Source organism: Lentzea aerocolonigenes (assembly GCF_000974445.1).
GTDB classification, from domain to species: domain Bacteria; phylum Actinomycetota; class Actinomycetes; order Mycobacteriales; family Pseudonocardiaceae; genus Lentzea; species Lentzea aerocolonigenes.
Map to the genome: position 1 here is coordinate 1 of NZ_BBOJ01000015.1, position 16,081 is coordinate 16,081.

A 16,081-nucleotide genomic window follows, 5' to 3' on the forward strand; every position below is an offset into this window, starting at 1 on the left:
GATTCTGACTTGACTGGTGTCATCAGGGAGACCTCAGCGATGATCTGGCCGTCAAGGCCGTACTTGCCGCCGATCTCCTCGAAACAGCTGCGGCAGACCACGCCGGTGCTGCACTCGGCACCTTTGCCAGTGGCTCGGCAACAAGGTGTGAGAGGTACGAGGTACTCCGTGTGGTCGTCGCGGAGCATCGGCGTCGGCCGGTCGCAGAGCGGCACCAGCAGATCTCCGTCCGAGTCGATGCCCCGCACGCGGGCGGCGAGAAACGACGGGACGAGATGGCGGAAGCCGTTGGTGAAGGTGAGTTCGACGGTCGCAGGATCCAACGTGTACACGGGTTGGTCCTTTCCGTGCGTGGTAGCGAGAAGGCCCCGAGCCGCCGGGATGGCAACTCGGGGCCTGACAGGGGTGACATGGACTGCTAGGCCGCCTCGTCGAGGCCGGCGGTGTCGTCGACGAGGTGCGGCCACTTCTCGTTGTCCAGCTCGGGGTTGAGGACCAACTGCTCGACGTGGGAGCCGCGATAGCCGAGCGTCTTCAGCGCTTCGAAGTAGAAGCGGACGTCCTCGATCTGCTGGCGCCAGGTGGTGTTGGCGCCCCTGACGGTGTAGCCGTGGTTGAAGTACTCCTCGCAAGCACCGAGGAGCTGGGCGAGTTGGATGATCGTGATCTGGTCCTCGCCGACGGTCTGCTTGCGCAGCTCCTTCACGATCGGATGCTCGGCGTTGCTGGTCCCGGTCGGGTCCGCGAGACCGAGGAGTTCGCACGCGTAGCGGTGCGACGGCGAAGCCTCCTTCATGACTTGGGTCGCCTGCACGGTCGCGCGCGTGAGCAGATGCCGAACCTTGGGAGCCAGATCGAACTTGGGAGCCCGCTTGCCCTGATCCTTCGACGTCCTCACACCGACGCCCTTGACTGCCCGCGCGGCTGCTGGCTTAGATGCGGCTTTGCCGTTGTGGCTTGTGGCGACCTTGCCGCTCCGCCACGGCTTGAAGTACTCCTTGAGCCAATCCCTCCGGACTGGCTCAGCGGCCTCCCAGAGGTCGTTGTTGCACTTCGCACGCTTGACCTCCAAGGCTTTCCACGATGCGCTGCGACTCGGCTCCTCTGGTAGAGCGCGGTCCAGAACGTGGCCGTGGGAGATGTAGTCGGTGCAGACGAAGCGGATGTCGGCCTCATTTCCGTCCAGTTCGTCGTCGACGTAGGCGGCGTGGCCGGGGCAGTTCTCGTGCTCCTCGCTGGTGAACGCGTGGTCGCTGTCGGCGTCGTGGAAGAGGCGCTCCAGCTCGACAACGTTGTCACCTTCGCGGTCGACGAGTAGCACGCCCGCGTCGCGCAGCTTCTCCTCCGCGGAGGAGATCACGACCGATGCGATGGTGCGATGTCCGTGGGAGGCGAAGTCGACGCAGTACTCGGTCGCCCGCACGTCGAGCTGGTAGGTGACCCAGAGGTGGACCGCACGGCCAGGGCACTCAGCGTGCTGGGCGGGGTCGATCGGCGCTGCGTCAGCTGCAGCGCAAAGCTTCTCGAGTTCCTCGATGGTGTCGGGGAGCTGGTCGTCCTCGTCGAGGATCGCGTAGCCCTTGTCGGTGAACTCGCGGATGGCTTCGTCGCGGACGGCCTGTTCGTTCGCCTTGCGCTCCCTCGCGTTGCGCGCCTGCTTGAGTTCCCAGGCGAAGGTGCCAGGCCTGGAGCGCAGGACCTCGACGAGCAGCGCGTGCAGCGCTTCGTCGTCCTCGAACTCGGCGAGCTCGGACAGAATGAGCAGGTCGACCTCCGGCAGCTCGGCGACGGCCGCACGGGTTCGCGTAGTAGCAGCCACAGCGAGACCGGCCTCCACCTGATCGGGCTCCCGCGGCAGGACCTTGGCGATCGCCCCGGCGTCCATGCCGAGTCCTTCGAGCTTCAGGTAGAGAGCGACCTCCTCGTCCTGGGTGTAGCTCTGGCGGTTCATGTTCTCGATGGCCTGGGCGACTGTCAGGTCCAGCGGAGTGGTGCCGGGCGCGTGGACCAGGACGTCGATGAGCAGATCAGGCTTCTTGTCCTCCTTCACTGCTACTGCGGCGGCATGGCGGTGGTGGCCGACGAGCACGGTGAGGCCTTCCGGCTCGTCAGCGACGGTGATCATCGAGATTCGCGTGTCCAGTCCGAACTGTTCGACGGCGGACACCAGGTCAGATCGCTCCTCGCGCACATCCCGCGTCCGACGGGAGTTCTGGTTCGTGCGCAGCGTCCGCGGATCGACGCCGTGCATGACGTACGGATAGCGGCGAGCCTGATCGGTAGCGATCAGGGTGACGACCGGTTCGGGGCTCGTGTTGCTCTTGATGCGGAGCTTCCTCATGGCGACGGCCTCTCTTCAGAGTTGACGGCATGGCAAAGCCCCGGCGCGAATGTGTGATGCGCCGGGGCGAAGGTGGTTTTCTGGAGCGGAAGCGACGGCCTTGCTCAGTGCGAGAAGATGCGCCGCTCGGAGTCGCGAATAGCGGTGATAACTGTTTCTCGCCAGGTCAGAGCCCAGCGGGGGCAGTTGTTGCAGATACCGGCGTGCTGGCAGCCTGGCAGCCGCAATCGGGTGCGCCGAGCCTGATCACTCCACGCCATGCTGTCTGCGGATGCGAAGTGGTGTGCGTTGGCACGGAGTGCAGTGGTTTTCAACCCGAAGCCGTGCATCCGATAGCCGCGGCGGGCGAACCGCTCGGCGATCACGCCGATGGGCTGGACTGAACCGCGGCGACAGATCGACCCGAGTCCTACTCGTCGCTGCACGGCCAGGTTGATCCCGGCTTTGCGGTACATGGCGTCGTGCTGCTCGTACTCCTCCAGAGTCCAGCCTTGGAGCACAGGCAGCCAGGGCACCGCGGGGAACTCGCGCGCCAGGTACAGATAGGACTCCAGCGTGCATTCCTGGTGGTCGAGTGTCGTCGCGCCCGCGCGGTCGAGAACTTCCGGTTCGGCTGGTCTGTCGAGCGGAGCCACGAAGTCCGGGATCCCGATCTCGTCCATCAAGCGGTAGACCATGCCGCCGTACTGGTCCTCGTCCCACCGCCACGTGCCGTGGTCCCGGATCTCGGTGTATGCGCCGCTGTCGATGATGTAAGGCACGCCGGCGACAGGCATCCCGCGGCCGCCAGGAACATAGGCGGCCAGCGTGTGCGCGGAGACGCACAGAGGTACCGGGCTATGGGCCAGCCACCACGGACGGTGCGTCCCGAGGTAGAAAGTCGTTCGGCGTGCTGGATCTCGCGCGATCCGGGACCGCGTCCAAGGCGCAGGAGTGAGATCCCGCATCGCTGGCCACTGGGCGCGAGGCCGTGGCGGACGCGTGATCACCGAGCACCGTCCGTTCTACAGCGGCGGCTTCGGAGTGTCGCCAGACCTGCAATCGCCGAACCAGGCGTGGCGGCACATCCCGAGGAGATCGGCGTGTCGTCGGCGCCAGTCGGGCATCCAGAGGCGCAGTCGTTGCCGCCACTGCGGACCGTGAGCGCGCCCGGCGGGCTGAGTGGCGTGGGCCAGCTCGTGGACGAACACGTACTCGACAACCGGCATCGGGAGGGCGAACGCCGTCCAGTGCATCGTTACGAGGTGCTTGTCCGGGCCTTCGTAGATGCCCCAGCGCTTTCGGCCGAGGTTGCGCACGGCGTAGGAGAGTCCAGATATCCCACCGTCTACTTCGTACGGACGGCCTTGCTGTTGCATCCAGGCGAGGCCGACATCGCGATAGAGCCCCGCGATCGCACGACGAGCGACGTCGGGACGTTGAGGCTTCGCGTAGAGGATGCCGTCCTTGGCGATTGCGGGAAGCTTGCCGATGTCGCCGGGTGGTGTCGTGACGAGGCGGAGCAGGTAGCGGTGACCGAGAAGGTCGAAGGGTTCGCCGTCGACGAGTGCTTTGGCGGGATACCTGGGAGCGCAGAGCTCGAAGCGTTCGCGCTGCTGATTGATCCAGGAGCGACGATCACTGACGAACTTCACCACTCGCTCGGTGGTGGCCACGGTCGGTACCAGGACGGCGACAGCACCATTTGACCTGATCTTGATCGTGATCAGGCGGCTCTGCGGACGGAGCACCACTGTCGTGCGCCACTCGCTGGGTAGTCCGAGCGAGCCCAGAGCAGCGAGAAGGTGGCCGGCGTCGGTCATTGCAGACCGTCCTCGTAGGCGATGTGTTCGACAGACGTGGCGAGAGTTGCCGCGCCGGTTCGAAGCAGCTCGTGGACGCCTAGGGAGCTGGCGGAATAGATCGACCCAGGTACGCCGTAGGAGCGTCGGCCGAGCTCGTTGGCGACGCCCACCACCGCGAACGATCCGCTTCTCCTTCCCGCTTCTACGACAACCGTCGCGCCGGTCAGCGCCGCAAGCAGACGGCAACGCGCGTGGAATCGGTGACGTGCCGGCGTAGCCCCGAACGGATACTCGCTGACCAGCAACCCGCCATCGTCGATCACTGCTCGGTACAGGCTGGTGTGCGGGCGTGGATGAGCCAGGTCGACTCCGTTGGCGAGCACGACAACCGCCCGGCCTCCAGCCGAAAGGGCTCCGCGGATCGCCGCGCTGCCGATTCCGTAGGAACCGCAGCTGACGACGGTCACGGCTTCACGTGCGATTCCGTTGCCGAACTCTTCGGCGACGGAGTGACCGTAGGCCGACGCAGCGCGTGAGCCGGTCACCGTCACGGCTCGCTTCGTGATGTCGGCCAACGATCCTTTTCCCTTGAGCCACAACGCGAGCGGCGCTCCGCGGGCTGTGAGCCCGCTGAAGCGGCCGAACGGCCAGTCGTCGTGTTCCGGTGTGAGAAGACGCGCCTCGCCGCGCTCGATGGCGTCCAGGTCGTCGTCGATCTCGATGTCGGACCGACGGATCTCGCCGAGAACTGCCGCTGGTGCAGTTCCCTCCCGGATCTGAACGACAGCTTCCACCGGACCGTGAACAGCGACATATTGCTGCAGTGCCGGTGCTGGAGGTTCTGAGACGCGCAACAAGTAGAGACGAGCGCGAAGCTCTGCATCTGAGGACATGATCAGCTCCCTTTCAGCGGCCTGGTCGCGAGGGCGAAGCGGCGGAAAGTCTCTAGAGGGGAAGAGAATCCGGCAGTTGACCGTGTGACATGCCGTGGGCGATAAGGCGTCCGATGACCGCCTCCCAGGCGTTGCGCTGGTCGCCGTGACGAACCTCGACGACAACGGTGCGCGCACGCTCCTTGCGGAGCGCAGGGCACGCGGCTGCCGAGAAGGCAAAGCACCGCTTGTGCATCGCGCCACCCTCAGCGACGACACCCTCGAAAACCGCAACCCACGCTCGTGATCGCCGGTCCAACGACTCACCGCAGACCTGGCAAAGCCAGTGCCTCAGCGCCTCACGGACACGTGCTCCGTTGAGTGCGGCCCAAGCGACTCGGTCACCGATGACCGGTGTGATCCAGGGGATCTTGCGGCCTTCCATCTCGGGACGGGGCCAGCCTTCGTCAGGTTGGAGGTGTTGGATGACGACGTCGCCTGCGTTGTCTCCATTGAAGGGGCAGGTGCCGCGAACGCAGTAGACGTACCTGAGGTCTTCCTCCGGACGTAGCTGCAGGTCGCCGCCGCATTCAGGGCATGACGGAAACACTGGGATCGCAGCCCACTGTTGTGTACACATTGGACCTTCCTTCGGGCTTCACGTGAGAGAGACATCAGGGCTGGGTCGTCATCCCCACTTGCTGTGCTCGCGCGTCCACTTGGCTTCGACCTTGGGCGCGAGCTCCTCACGCAGGTCGTCTTCGGTGCGGCCGTGCTTTGCCGACAGCGCGGCGAGGATGAGGCGTGCGTCTTCCTGGTGCTCGGCGATGCTGGCGCGGTGGAAGACCACGTTCTGCCGCGTCAAGTACCTGGCGTAGCTCAGCAAGTCGGCGTACGAGCGTCGGGCGGTGAACTCGGTCTCGATCAGTCCACAGTGCTTGGTGCGCAGGGGAGTTCCATCCGGGGAAGAGATTGCCTTCGCAGCTTTTGCACGCGCCCGTTGCTCTCGCCCGGCGCTCCGTGCGAGCTGCTCAGGGGTCTTGATTCGACTAGGTTGATTTCGGACCTCGACCGGTGCGCTCGGGTAGCACTCGGTGCAGGCGGCCTTGCCGGCCAGATCGACGATCTCCACCTCGTCGCGTCCGGACAGATGCGTGAGCCACGCGAACTTCGTGGTGGGGAAGCAGGTTCGACAGGCGGTGGTGCGATGCACGTGCCCGCCGGTGTTGAGCACGAGCCAGGCGCGCGTCCAACCACCGCGCCGTGTGAACTCCTGCTCAAAGGGCATTGCCGCGGCTTCGCACGCGTCGGCAGCAGAACACGCCTGCTCGATCTGGACTACCAACTCGTCCGCCAGATCGACTTCGCCGCGTTCGATGCGATCTCGACGACGCTTCCTGAGCGCCACGAGGGTCTGCTCCGCCTTGGTGAGTTCCACGTTCAGGCGGGCGAGTTCGGCATCGATCTCGTTCGGAGAAGCCTTCGCCAGGTTGTTGATGGGCATGGTTGTTTGCCTCGACCTTCGTGAGGGGTGCGGAACCGGCAGCTCGAGCTGGAGGCGCCTGGAACGGGAAGCGTCAGCGGTATTCGCCGGTCACCTGGACCAGATGGGCCATGTCGACCACGGGGCCGGCCCAGTAGCGGACGTGAGCGGGCTCATCGCCGATTCCCCAGGCGTAGAGCCTGAAGTCGGGATCGCTCGGGCTCGCCCACTCGGAGGTGTTGCCGAGACCGCCGGGTGTCCGCACCCCGTACTCGTCGCATCGGTCGACATCGATCTCGAACCAGGGACCGGCGCGGAGATGCTCGAACACTCGGCTGTAGGGCGCGTCGAACGGAGTGATGTGGGCCTGCTGGCATGCAGCCGCCCACTCGGCCAACGCTGACGCGGACAAGGAACGAGAAGAGGTGATCACCGCATGTACGGCGTCGACGTCTGGCAGGCGGCCATGATCGCTGCTGTCCGCGTAGGCGATCGTCGTCGGACTGGTGAACCACAACGTGATCCATTGGGGCCCGCGGTGCCAGCCTCGGGTGAAGCCTCGGACGCCGTCGCCGATCTCTGAGATCGGGATCGGTGGCAGCACTCCCTGCAGGCCTTGATCAGGTCGAGGCGTCCAGTTGTGGGAGCGGAGATCGTCGTCGACGGTCCGGTACAGCATGTCGGTGGTCCGGGCGCCGGTGTAGCCGTGCGCGGCTCTGCTCAGCGTCTGCGCCAACCCGTTCATGCGACCTGTGACGTTGCGTAGACGTTGTGGGGGAACGGGTTCCGAGCTCAAGGCGTCGTCAGCAAGGTCGGCAACCTGGCACCGAAGCTCCGCGGAGAGCGCGGCCAGCTCCAGAAGGCTGGCGGCTTGCGCTCGGTTGACCATCTCGAACGAGTCGGCGCGAGCCCGTTCCCTGGCGAGTTCTGCACGCGCCGACTCGGCGGCTTGGCGGTCCTGCGACATAGTGCTGCTCCCTTTCGCTCTATTGGCGCAGCGAGGTTCAAATTTCCCGGTAGGGGTTCGAGATTCGAGTGCTATGCGGCGGACAGGTAGCCAGTGCCTGGGAAGACGGCCAACTCGGGTAGGTGGAGTTCCCTGAAGGCTTGCCATGCCTCTTCGGAATTGGCGCGGGCTCGATTTCGTGCCTTGTCGAGAGGGTTGAGGCCACGCTGCTGCTCGGTTTCCTGATTCAGTCGTTGCCGGACGAGCCAGGTAACGGCCTGGACCTGATGCGCCGCGACAAGGCGGCCGGAACTGGCGGTCGTCAGTTCCGCAGCAGACCGGTACTGATCGACGACGTGGTCGTAGTGCCGACGGCTGATCGAACCGTCGCGGCGCTTGGCCCCCTTGAGGGGAGCCGCGCCGTACTCCTCGGTGGTGACCGGGTATCCGATCGCGACGGAGATGGCGTGCCGGTCCACCACGACGTGCGGATCTGCCGGATCCTTGTCGCCGCCGTGCTCGATGAGGTGGGCGAAGTCGCGGATCTTAGGACCGGTGAGGAGGTCCTCGTATCGCTCGCCGGCCAGGAGTCGATCGGCAGCACGCTTCTGCAGCGCAGACGCGAACGCGCCAGAGCCGGGGCCGCCGATCCCCTTCCGCTCCTGGAGCACACGTGCTGCGGTGAGGATGTTTTCGATCCAGCCCTGCTGTGGCGAATAGATGGCCAACATGCCTGCGCCAAGATGGGCGTCACCGTCCGCGATGGTTACGGCGACATGATTGGCGTCTCGGTACCAACGCATGCCTCGTTCGATCTCGCCGGACGTTGCGAGCTCGTAGTGCCGCACAATGTTTTCGGGACTAACTGGGTGCATCTGAAACCACGGATGGTCGCAAGCGGGAGTCATGTTGTCAGTTCCTCGCGTTCGATTCATGAAAACTGACGGGGTTTGGTTTGAGTGCGCACGACAAAGGCCGGCCGCGCTCCCTCGGGAACGCGACCGGCCTTTTGTAGACGTGCCGTTGCGACGAACTAGTCGATGCGGACGAGGCGTCGGCAATGTTTGGCGGCGTGGATGACGCCGGACTCGTCCCGCCCGGTCGGGCGCCACCGTTCGAACCGGACGGTGCGCTGCCTCTTCGTGGTGCACTGGCACCACTCGTCGGAGTGGATCACGTCGCTGCGATCGCCGATGAGCATGAAGCGCTTGCCAGGCTTGCCGAACAGGAACAGATCGTCGCTGAACGGCACGGCGAAGTAGTAGACGTCCGGGTCGGGCAGCTCGCGAGTCAGTTGTTCAGCCCTGCGAATCCTGGTCTCGTTCTCGAGCGCGGTCAGAGGCGAGCGACCGAGCAGGGGCGTCCACTCGACGCCGTTGAACATCTGCCAGTACGCGGACTCGTCATCGAGACCGTATGCCGGATGGTTGGACAGCTTGGCAGCCAGTCGTTCGCGAGCGTCCTGGCGCAGGACGATTCGTCGGCAGACGAGTGGGTCGCCTCGTTCAGGCCCCCAGAGCGCCGCGCGGCGAGGGAGGTAGCTCCGGACGAGAAGGTGGTTGCCTCGGCCGGCATTGGCCACGATGCCGGCGGTCTCGGCCTCGTAGATGATCTCGTCGAGAAGGACGTGCAGGACGTCGGCGAACATGGGTTCGTTGTCTTGTTGGCATTGCTGCAGAAACTGCTTGAGCTCGCGGTCTCCGAACTGCGTGTCGTCGTGGGCGGTGAACTCGGTATCGTCGCCGCAACCTCTGTTGGTGATGCGACCGACCACGCCGAGTTCCGGGTGTATGAGTTCGGCGCTGAAGGCGACGCCGCGGTCGTGTTCCACCGTGGCCAATCCGCTGATCGAGAACGAGTAGGGCGCGCAGATGCCGGTGTGCACCCAGCGCACTTCGAGGGCCGGTTCTGGCGCGGTAGCCATGACGAAACTCCTTGTGGCGCAGGAAGATCTGCTTCGACACCCGCCACGCATGCGCTCATTCACCACACAGCGCGGTGTTGTCCCGCGTGCGGCGGGCGCACACGAAATGCACTGGCGCGCCGAGAAGGGCAAGCCCCTCTTTTGGGCTTGAGCTTCTCGGTGGGACGGTGCATCGTGTGGGTCGCCCGCCGCACGCGGGACAACATCGGGAATCTGCCTCAACCGCCGCATAGACCTGCTACCGCTGCCACTGATCCCGAAGCCGGGTCTGATGGACTGAAGCCAACTTAAGTACTCACTCGACCGCGTGATTTGAAGACCTCGCCGCGAGCGCATTGGAGAAGCTCCAAGCGCGGATCCGGTAGTGGAGTTAGCCTGCCTGAGCAGGCCAATCTTCGACCGGGGGACGGAGCGATGGCGGCCGACTGGTTGTTGGTCGAGACCTTCGGGGGTTCTCGGTGCGAGCCGACGGTGCTCGCTGTTGGAAGCAACCCGAAAAACATGGTTCCGCTTCGTTCCGTGCTCGGCCGCGGGCCGTTCCTCGCCGACGCACTCGGCGTCACTGCTCGCATAGTTGAAGGGCGCCAGTCAGTTGAGGCCCGGACGACCACGGGCAAACGCCGCGTGATCGGGCACCCGTTGCTCGCCTACGGCGGGCTGGTCCACGGGGTGTACCTGTGGGTGGGGCCGTTGGACGAGGATCCGCCGCCCCGCGATCCTGCTGGTGCCTGGCACATCAACCTCACGTTGCACGTCAGCAGCAGGTCTGACGATCTGCTGCGGTTGTACGGGACTAGACCGGACAGGTGGCGAAACGAGCACGACCTGGCCGAGCTGTTCGCCTACCAGCGGCTCACGACGAACGCCGACGAGGCCAAGGCGCTGGCGCTCATCGTCAGGGCGACTGCGGGTGCGGAGCACCTGGCCACGTGGACCGTGAACCGGGACGACGGTGTTCGGCGTGCAGTGCACTTCGCGTGCCGGTGCATTGAGGTGAAAACTCCTGGCGGCAGGGTTGAGCTGATCGTCCGGGGAATCACCCACGACATCGGACCTGCGGAAAGCGTGCCGACCGCGCCGCCTCCCACGCCGGTTCTGCTCGCTCAGCAGATCGTTGCGGCGGAGGCAACGCCCGGACGATGGCGGGCGATCGCCGACCTGCGCACCATGAGGCTGTTGAAGTGGCTCGACAACCCCATGCCCGGACTCGCGTGGACGCTCGACTCACCACACCACCCCGCGATTCACCGCGAGGACCTGCGCAGCGCGGTCGGCTTGTCGAAGGAACTGGCGTCGAGCGGGCGGGCGGACGGCGTTCTGCGGTTCCGCAGGGAGGACGGAGAGTGGATGAAAGTAGCGGTATCCGCTGCGCTCATCGCTCTGGATCAACACACCACCGCTGCGCTCGTCACCCTGACTCTCTCCGATCATGGGAAGGTCGACTGAGTTGTTCGCCGCGGGGAAGGTGCTGGATCGTGAGCTGCTTCGAGGGCAAGGTCGCGGTGATCACCGGCGCTGCGGCAGGGATTGGCCGAGCTCTGGCCGTTGAGCTCGCGCGACGTGGGGCTCGGCTCTCGCTGCTTGATCACGACGCTCTTGGCCTTGCGGAAGTCGCTCACCGCTGTGAAGCGATCGGCGCACAGGTGCTGGCCCAGGTAGTCGACGTGACGGACTGGATCGATGTGCAGGCAGCTGCGGCCGCGACGACCTCAGCGCTGGGTGGTGTCGACTCGGTGTTCGCGGCCGCCGGGATCATTCACCGCGGCAGTCTGCTCGACTCCGACGTCGCGGATATCGAGCGCGTCATGTCGGTGAACTGGCGGGGGCTGATGTACACGGTCAAGGCACATCTTCCAGCCGTTGTCAGCTCCCCAGCCGGCCGGATCGTGACGTTCTCAAGCGCCTTCGGCCTGTTGGCGATGCCGAGGTACAGCGCGTACAACTCGTCGAAGTTCGCCGTCCGCGGCTTCAGCGAGTCGCTGCGCCAAGAGCTCACGTCCACCCAGGTGTCGGTGACGTGTGTCTTCCCTGGGGGAGTGCGGACCTCGATCGTCCGCAACGGCCTCTTCGCGGCAGGCGAGCACCGTGACGCGGTGATCCGGGGCTTCGAGAAGCGCGTCGCACGCACCGATCCCGAGGAAGCTGCGGCGATCATCCTAAGTGGAGCGGAACGCCGTCGGGCGCGGGTGTTCGTGGGGAACGACGCCCGGCTGGTGGCGATCCTCGCCCGCCTTGCCGGCGGTCACTACCAGGATGCGCTGCCTGCGGTAGGACGGTTCCTCGGGCGAGTGCGGCGTCAGCTCCGCCGGCCATGACCCACATCGGTGACATCGTTTGACGTGATCGGGACCACTGCTTACGCTGGACCAATCGGACTATTCCGATTGGGTTGGCTTTGTCGCTATCGGGCTGATCCCTGAAACGCAGTGGTGAGGCAGCTTTGTGCTGGCCTCGAACGCGATCGGGGATCGACATGTCTCGGCGAACTTCAGCTTCCAGCAACCACCGTCTGGTACCTCACAGCGCACTCTTGCGCTCTTCGGCCTGGATCCCGCCTGCCGGAGGCTCATCTGCTCACGGGCCCGTGATGGCCATGTTGCTGTCGTACTGGTACCTCGGCGTGGTCACAGGCCCGCCCGTGGAGCTCTTCTGCTTCTCGATCACGTCAACGTCAGTTAGCTCAAGGCACGGCGGACGGTTGAACCGACGTGTCGCGATGAAGTCATGCCAAAGGGGAGGACAGAAATGAACGCAGAGCTGGAGAAGTCGCCGCAGGTCAGCGCTCCTGAGCGGTTCGCGTGCATTCTGAGGCAGTTCACCGAGGGGCAGCCATCGAAGAGGCTGTCCGACCTGAGCGCCGGCGCCGGGTTGCCGATCAGCACCACGCACCGGTTGCTGAAGGGGTTGGTCGACAACAAGGTGCTGGTGCGTGACGAGGACGGGCGTTATCAGGTGGGACCGCTGATGCGCGCGATCGCCGATCAGCTCGAACACGCGGATGTGGCGAGCTGACGGCACAGACCTCGTCGGCGAACCATCAGCTCGTCGACGCACTGGAGGCGCACGGTCGTATGCGGATCTCGCCGGCCGTGCGCTTCGCCGTCGCCAGACTCTTCGTGCCACGCTCGACGGAAGGCTCGCGCTCATGGTGAGCGCGAGCCTTCCTGGGATCGGTTGATGCGCACCGACCGGACGCTAGGTGCGCATCAACATATCGACTATGCGATGCAGGTGGGCTGGTACCAGTCGACGAATTGCAGGGAGACCCAGCCTCGGACGCCAGTGCGGAGGTTCGTGGTCAGCATCCAGGCGTCGTCCTTGTAGTCGTCTGGCCATTTCGGCCAGCTGTAGTGGTCGAAGCGCATGGACTGACCAAGGATTGGCAGGCCGCCCGGCGTCGCTCGGATGTTGACCCAGTCGCCCGTCGAGAACGGGTAGCCCGTGCAGTCCTTTGTGGAGGCGGTGGGCTGTGGCATGGGCTCGTTGGTTGCGGCTTGGGCGTTGACGACGCCGATGCCGACCATGGTTGCCACAATGGCAAGCACGCTCGTGAATCGGCTGATGGACATGCGAATCATAGTTGGCCTCTCCTGATTTCAATCAGTGGAAGCGTGCGCGCCTAGGCTTTATGGCCGGATTGCGCCTTCGCTCTGTGAACTAAGAGAAGCTCGCTTGCGGGTTGGCGTCAACGAATGGTGCGAATATTGGTTAATGCTGATCCCGGCGGATTCTTTGCACGACAGATTGCCGGTTCGGAAACCCTTGCCGGCAATCTGTGCGGTCTGTGATTGGCTATGTCAGCGCGAGGAACAGTAGATCATGCAGCACTCCTGAGTTCGTGGTGCACGGCCTCGTACAGGGCGGCGGTGCGGTCGAAGGCGGACTGAATCTCCAGCGGCTCGACGTGCAATGCTCGCGCGAGGCGGCGGGTGATCGTCCTGGGTACCTGGCCCGTGAGGAGATACCGGTCGATGGTGTCGGTGGCGAGGCCCAGGAACGCGGACAGCAGTGGCGGGCTTTCGTCGGCGGTGCCAAGGCTGCCGGTGCGCTCCCAGAACTGCAGACGACCGAGGTTGGTAGCGCTGCGCACGGCCAACTCGGCGGTGGTGAGTGCGTGGTTCATACGCAGATCGGCAAGCGAGGGATCGCCGCTGGGTGGGTAGAGCAGGTCTGAAGGTCGGACCTGCAGAACCTGTGCGGCGGCGCGCAGGTTCCGTGCAGACGGTGTGCTCACGCCGGTTTCCCACCGCACAACGGTTTGCTGCGACAGGTTGGTCTGACGGCCGAGGCTCTGGCGGCTCATTCGGGCCTTGCGCACGGCGTGGAACGCCTCGGGGTTGAACCGGGGGCATTCGTCGATTGCTCTCCTAGGCATTGCTTGCGCCCCTTCGGTTTCAGGCCGTGCGGCTTGGTGAGGAGGTGAGCGGGGACCTGGGAGGCGGGGGCTGGCTGGATCGACGCACGGAGGCGGCGCTGGCGTGCGCTAGTGCTTCCAGCAGTGCGTCGGAGATACCTGGCGCAGTGGCGAAGACTGGGTCGCCCAGTTGTGCGCCTGGTCCTTTGTGGCCTGGCCAGTGGACGGTGGCGCCTGCTTCGTGCGCGATGAGAAGGCCGGCCGCGGAGGCCCTCAGGCCTACGTCGTGCTCGACGTAGGCCGTCAGCCATCCTGCGGCGACACGGCAGAGCTCCAGCGCGGGAGCGCCGCCACATCGCAGGTCGGCCACCTGAGGCAGAAGCCTCGCCACCAGTTCGGCTTGATCCGCGCGGATCGCCGCAGCCGCGGAGAATCCGGTGCTGATCAGCGCATCTTCCAAGAGCTGCGTCGATCCAACGCGGATCTCGAGCCAGTCGGTGGAGATAGCAGGGTCGCGCAGTTGAGCGCCCTGTCCCAGGCCTGCCAACCAGAGCCGACGGCTGTGCGGTTCGGCAACCGCGCCCGCCAGGACGACGTCGTCGAGCGCGGCTGCGACGGAGACCGCGTAGCTGGGCAGTCCGCTGACGTAGTTGTCGACACCGCTGAGCGGGTCGATGATCCACGTGATTTGGCCGGACGCGGCTGGCTTCTCGTCCAGTACTGCGTCTCCGGGGCGATGCAGCGCTATCAGGTCGCGAGTGAGGTGTTCCGAAGACATGGCGGCCGGCACGAGCAGGCCGCTCGAGGTGTGGCGGGCGCCTCGGTACGGCCCGCCGGCAGTGCGCAGGCGGTCGGCCCAGATCTCTCGGGCTGCATGTGCGGCAAGGTGTCCAGCGAATGCGGAGAGCCGCTCGACGTGTGTGAACACGATTAAGTCCCCCTTTGGTGCGGACCGGCGAGTGAATGCGCCAAGGCATGGACTCGCGCAGGTGTCGTCATGCACGTGGGGGAGGAGAGGTGACCTCAGGCTACACCAATAGCGCTGCGGAATTGTCATTCTTTCAGTCAATGGAAATTGGCTTACCGTCGACTGGAAATCGAGTTTCCGGGCGGCGGAAGAACGGCTGCTGGCTGGCCACGTCGTAGGTCGGGCAGGCTTGTGCTTCTGGAGTGGGAGCTGCCTGTTTTTGCACGTCCTGGCTACCGGATCGACGACATCTCCATGCGTTCGTGTGAACATCGATAGGTGCAGCAGATGGAAAGTAGGACCTGTGCCACATCGCGCTAGGCCGCCTCGGTAGGCGAGTTTTCGAGGCAGTTAGGCGGCAGCGGTCTGAAGTTCTGCTGTGTGGAATTTTGGATTCGTTTGGGCATGGGAGTTTGAATGTTGCACCGACGCAGGATTACCCCTGATCTCTTTGGTGGTCGCAAATGGGACCTTGCGCGCATCCTGGCTCTGACTGTCGCGGCTGGGGTCTTTCTGACTGCGTGCACGTGCGTGGAGAGGGCCCGTCCAGGGCGAGGACTGTCTCCTCCTGCTCGAACAGCGTTGGCCACCACCGCTTCAACCCGAGTCATGAAGGTAGAGACCTTCGCTGCCGCGGTCGTCGGGCAGATGGCAGGCGGCGACAGCAAGGGCACAGGCCTCGTCAACGGCGAAGATGTGCTCCTCGAGAGCATCAACCGACCTCAGGGCGGAGGGATCCGTGGGATCGACGCGACGAGCGGTGTCGAGCGAATCCAGCTGACAGACCAGCCTCGCCGCACGATGTCGGGGGTCGCTGTCAGCCTGCGCCCAGGCCGGCCGGGGATTGTGTGGCAGCTGACCCTGAAGGACAACGTCGCGATCGCCAGAGACCAGTCCACTTTGGCCGAACAGCGTCGGGTGGCGTACCGCGGTGAAGGCTGGGGGTTGTGCGACGACGGAACCCAGTTGGTGCAAAGCGAAGGGACGATGCGGCTCGTGTTGCGAGACGCAGACACCTTCGCCGAGAAGGGGGTGATCGAGGTGGCCGGCGGGTGGTGGTCGAGCAGACGCCTTGGCGAACTGGAGTGCGTGCGCGACGGTGAAAGAAGTCAGGTGTGGGCGAACCTCGCGGGAACCAGCTGGATGCTTCGTGTCGACCTTGACGCGCGTGCAGTGACCGCGGTCGCTGACCTCGCTCCGGCAATGGCGGGATCAGTAGCGGCGGAAGGAGATGTGATCAGCGGTATCGCTTGGATTCCTGGTGCGCGCAACGAATTCTGGCTGTCGGGAAGCGGTTGGCCTCGGCCAGTGAAGGTCCGCTTGGCGGCGAGGCCGTAGTACCGCGCCGCCAGTAACCGCGAAGCGGGTGCGGGTGCGGCTGCGGGAAGCGAGTCGTGTTGTGAACACCTG

At 65.0% G+C, this 16,081-nt stretch carries 16 protein-coding genes; 4 read left to right on the forward strand and 12 right to left on the reverse strand.

The window, feature by feature from the left end:
* The 9 genes from AOM45_RS27700 to AOM45_RS51135 form a co-directional block, all read right to left on the reverse strand.
* The coding region (locus AOM45_RS27700) for a hypothetical protein (protein WP_156249743.1) at window positions 1-332 on the reverse strand (332 nt) is incomplete at its 3' end.
* Between the two features lie 86 nt (window positions 333-418).
* Complete coding sequence (locus tag AOM45_RS27705; protein ID WP_030465901.1) at window positions 419-2,341, reverse strand: ParB/RepB/Spo0J family partition protein; 1,923 nt, start codon at window positions 2,339-2,341, stop codon at window positions 419-421.
* A 104-nt stretch (window positions 2,342-2,445) separates the two neighbouring features.
* Window positions 2,446-3,288: a deazapurine DNA modification protein DpdA family protein gene (locus AOM45_RS27710; protein ID WP_428829532.1), complete on the reverse strand. Its 843-nt coding sequence runs from the start codon at window positions 3,286-3,288 to the stop codon at window positions 2,446-2,448.
* A gap of 57 nt (window positions 3,289-3,345) precedes the next feature.
* Window positions 3,346-4,143: a YgjP-like metallopeptidase domain-containing protein gene (locus AOM45_RS27715; protein WP_030465903.1), complete on the reverse strand. Its 798-nt coding sequence runs from the start codon at window positions 4,141-4,143 to the stop codon at window positions 3,346-3,348.
* Window positions 4,140-5,018: a DNA-processing protein DprA gene (locus AOM45_RS27720; protein ID WP_081901894.1), complete on the reverse strand. Its 879-nt coding sequence runs from the start codon at window positions 5,016-5,018 to the stop codon at window positions 4,140-4,142. Before AOM45_RS27720 ends, AOM45_RS27715 begins: the two co-directional genes overlap by 4 nt.
* A 667-nt stretch (window positions 5,019-5,685) precedes the next feature.
* Complete coding sequence (locus AOM45_RS27725) at window positions 5,686-6,501, reverse strand: hypothetical protein (protein ID WP_051782880.1); 816 nt, start codon at window positions 6,499-6,501, stop codon at window positions 5,686-5,688.
* Window positions 6,502-6,574: 73 nt separating this feature from the next.
* Window positions 6,575-7,225 carry a hypothetical protein gene (locus AOM45_RS27730; protein ID WP_156093628.1) on the reverse strand — a complete coding sequence of 217 codons (651 nt, stop codon included), beginning with the start codon at window positions 7,223-7,225 and terminating at the stop codon, window positions 6,575-6,577.
* Window positions 7,226-7,518: 293 nt separating this feature from the next.
* A complete protein-coding gene (locus tag AOM45_RS27735) occupies window positions 7,519-8,334 on the reverse strand; it encodes a DUF7178 family protein (RefSeq protein ID WP_156093629.1) in 816 nt (271 codons plus the stop codon).
* A 125-nt stretch (window positions 8,335-8,459) separates the two neighbouring features.
* A complete protein-coding gene (locus AOM45_RS51135) occupies window positions 8,460-9,350 on the reverse strand; it encodes a hypothetical protein (protein ID WP_156093630.1) in 891 nt (296 codons plus the stop codon).
* A 414-nt stretch (window positions 9,351-9,764) separates the two neighbouring features.
* Here AOM45_RS51135 and AOM45_RS51905 point away from each other — a divergent pair, with 414 nt between their 5' ends.
* The 3 genes from AOM45_RS51905 (at window position 9,765) to AOM45_RS27755 (ending at window position 12,362) form a co-directional block, all read left to right on the forward strand.
* On the forward strand, window positions 9,765-10,796 hold the full coding sequence (locus AOM45_RS51905; RefSeq protein ID WP_030465909.1) for a GAF domain-containing protein: 1,032 nt from the start codon (window positions 9,765-9,767) through the stop codon (window positions 10,794-10,796).
* Between the two features lie 29 nt (window positions 10,797-10,825).
* Entirely contained in the window at window positions 10,826-11,665 is an 840-nt protein-coding gene (locus AOM45_RS27750; RefSeq protein ID WP_030465910.1) for an SDR family NAD(P)-dependent oxidoreductase, read from the forward strand.
* A 430-nt stretch (window positions 11,666-12,095) separates the two neighbouring features.
* Window positions 12,096-12,362 (forward strand): helix-turn-helix domain-containing protein, encoded by a 267-nt coding sequence (locus AOM45_RS27755; RefSeq protein WP_030465911.1) that lies wholly within the window; start codon window positions 12,096-12,098, stop codon window positions 12,360-12,362.
* A 206-nt stretch (window positions 12,363-12,568) separates the two neighbouring features.
* Here the strand turns inward: AOM45_RS27755 and AOM45_RS27760 are convergent, their stop codons facing one another.
* The 3 genes from AOM45_RS27760 to AOM45_RS49895 all read right to left on the reverse strand — a co-directional run bounded on the left by AOM45_RS27760 (window position 12,569) and on the right by AOM45_RS49895 (window position 14,632).
* Window positions 12,569-12,919 (reverse strand): hypothetical protein, encoded by a 351-nt coding sequence (locus tag AOM45_RS27760; protein WP_156093631.1) that lies wholly within the window; start codon window positions 12,917-12,919, stop codon window positions 12,569-12,571.
* 248 nt (window positions 12,920-13,167) lie between these two features.
* Window positions 13,168-13,725: a helix-turn-helix domain-containing protein gene (locus AOM45_RS49890; RefSeq protein WP_081901897.1), complete on the reverse strand. Its 558-nt coding sequence runs from the start codon at window positions 13,723-13,725 to the stop codon at window positions 13,168-13,170.
* A gap of 19 nt (window positions 13,726-13,744) precedes the next feature.
* Entirely contained in the window at window positions 13,745-14,632 is an 888-nt protein-coding gene (locus AOM45_RS49895) for an inositol monophosphatase family protein (RefSeq protein WP_162185614.1), read from the reverse strand.
* Between the two features lie 648 nt (window positions 14,633-15,280).
* Here AOM45_RS49895 and AOM45_RS27775 point away from each other — a divergent pair.
* Window positions 15,281-16,009, forward strand: coding sequence for a glutaminyl-peptide cyclotransferase (locus AOM45_RS27775; RefSeq protein WP_051782882.1), 729 nt, complete (start codon window positions 15,281-15,283; stop codon window positions 16,007-16,009).
* Window positions 16,010-16,081: the final 72 nt, after the last annotated feature.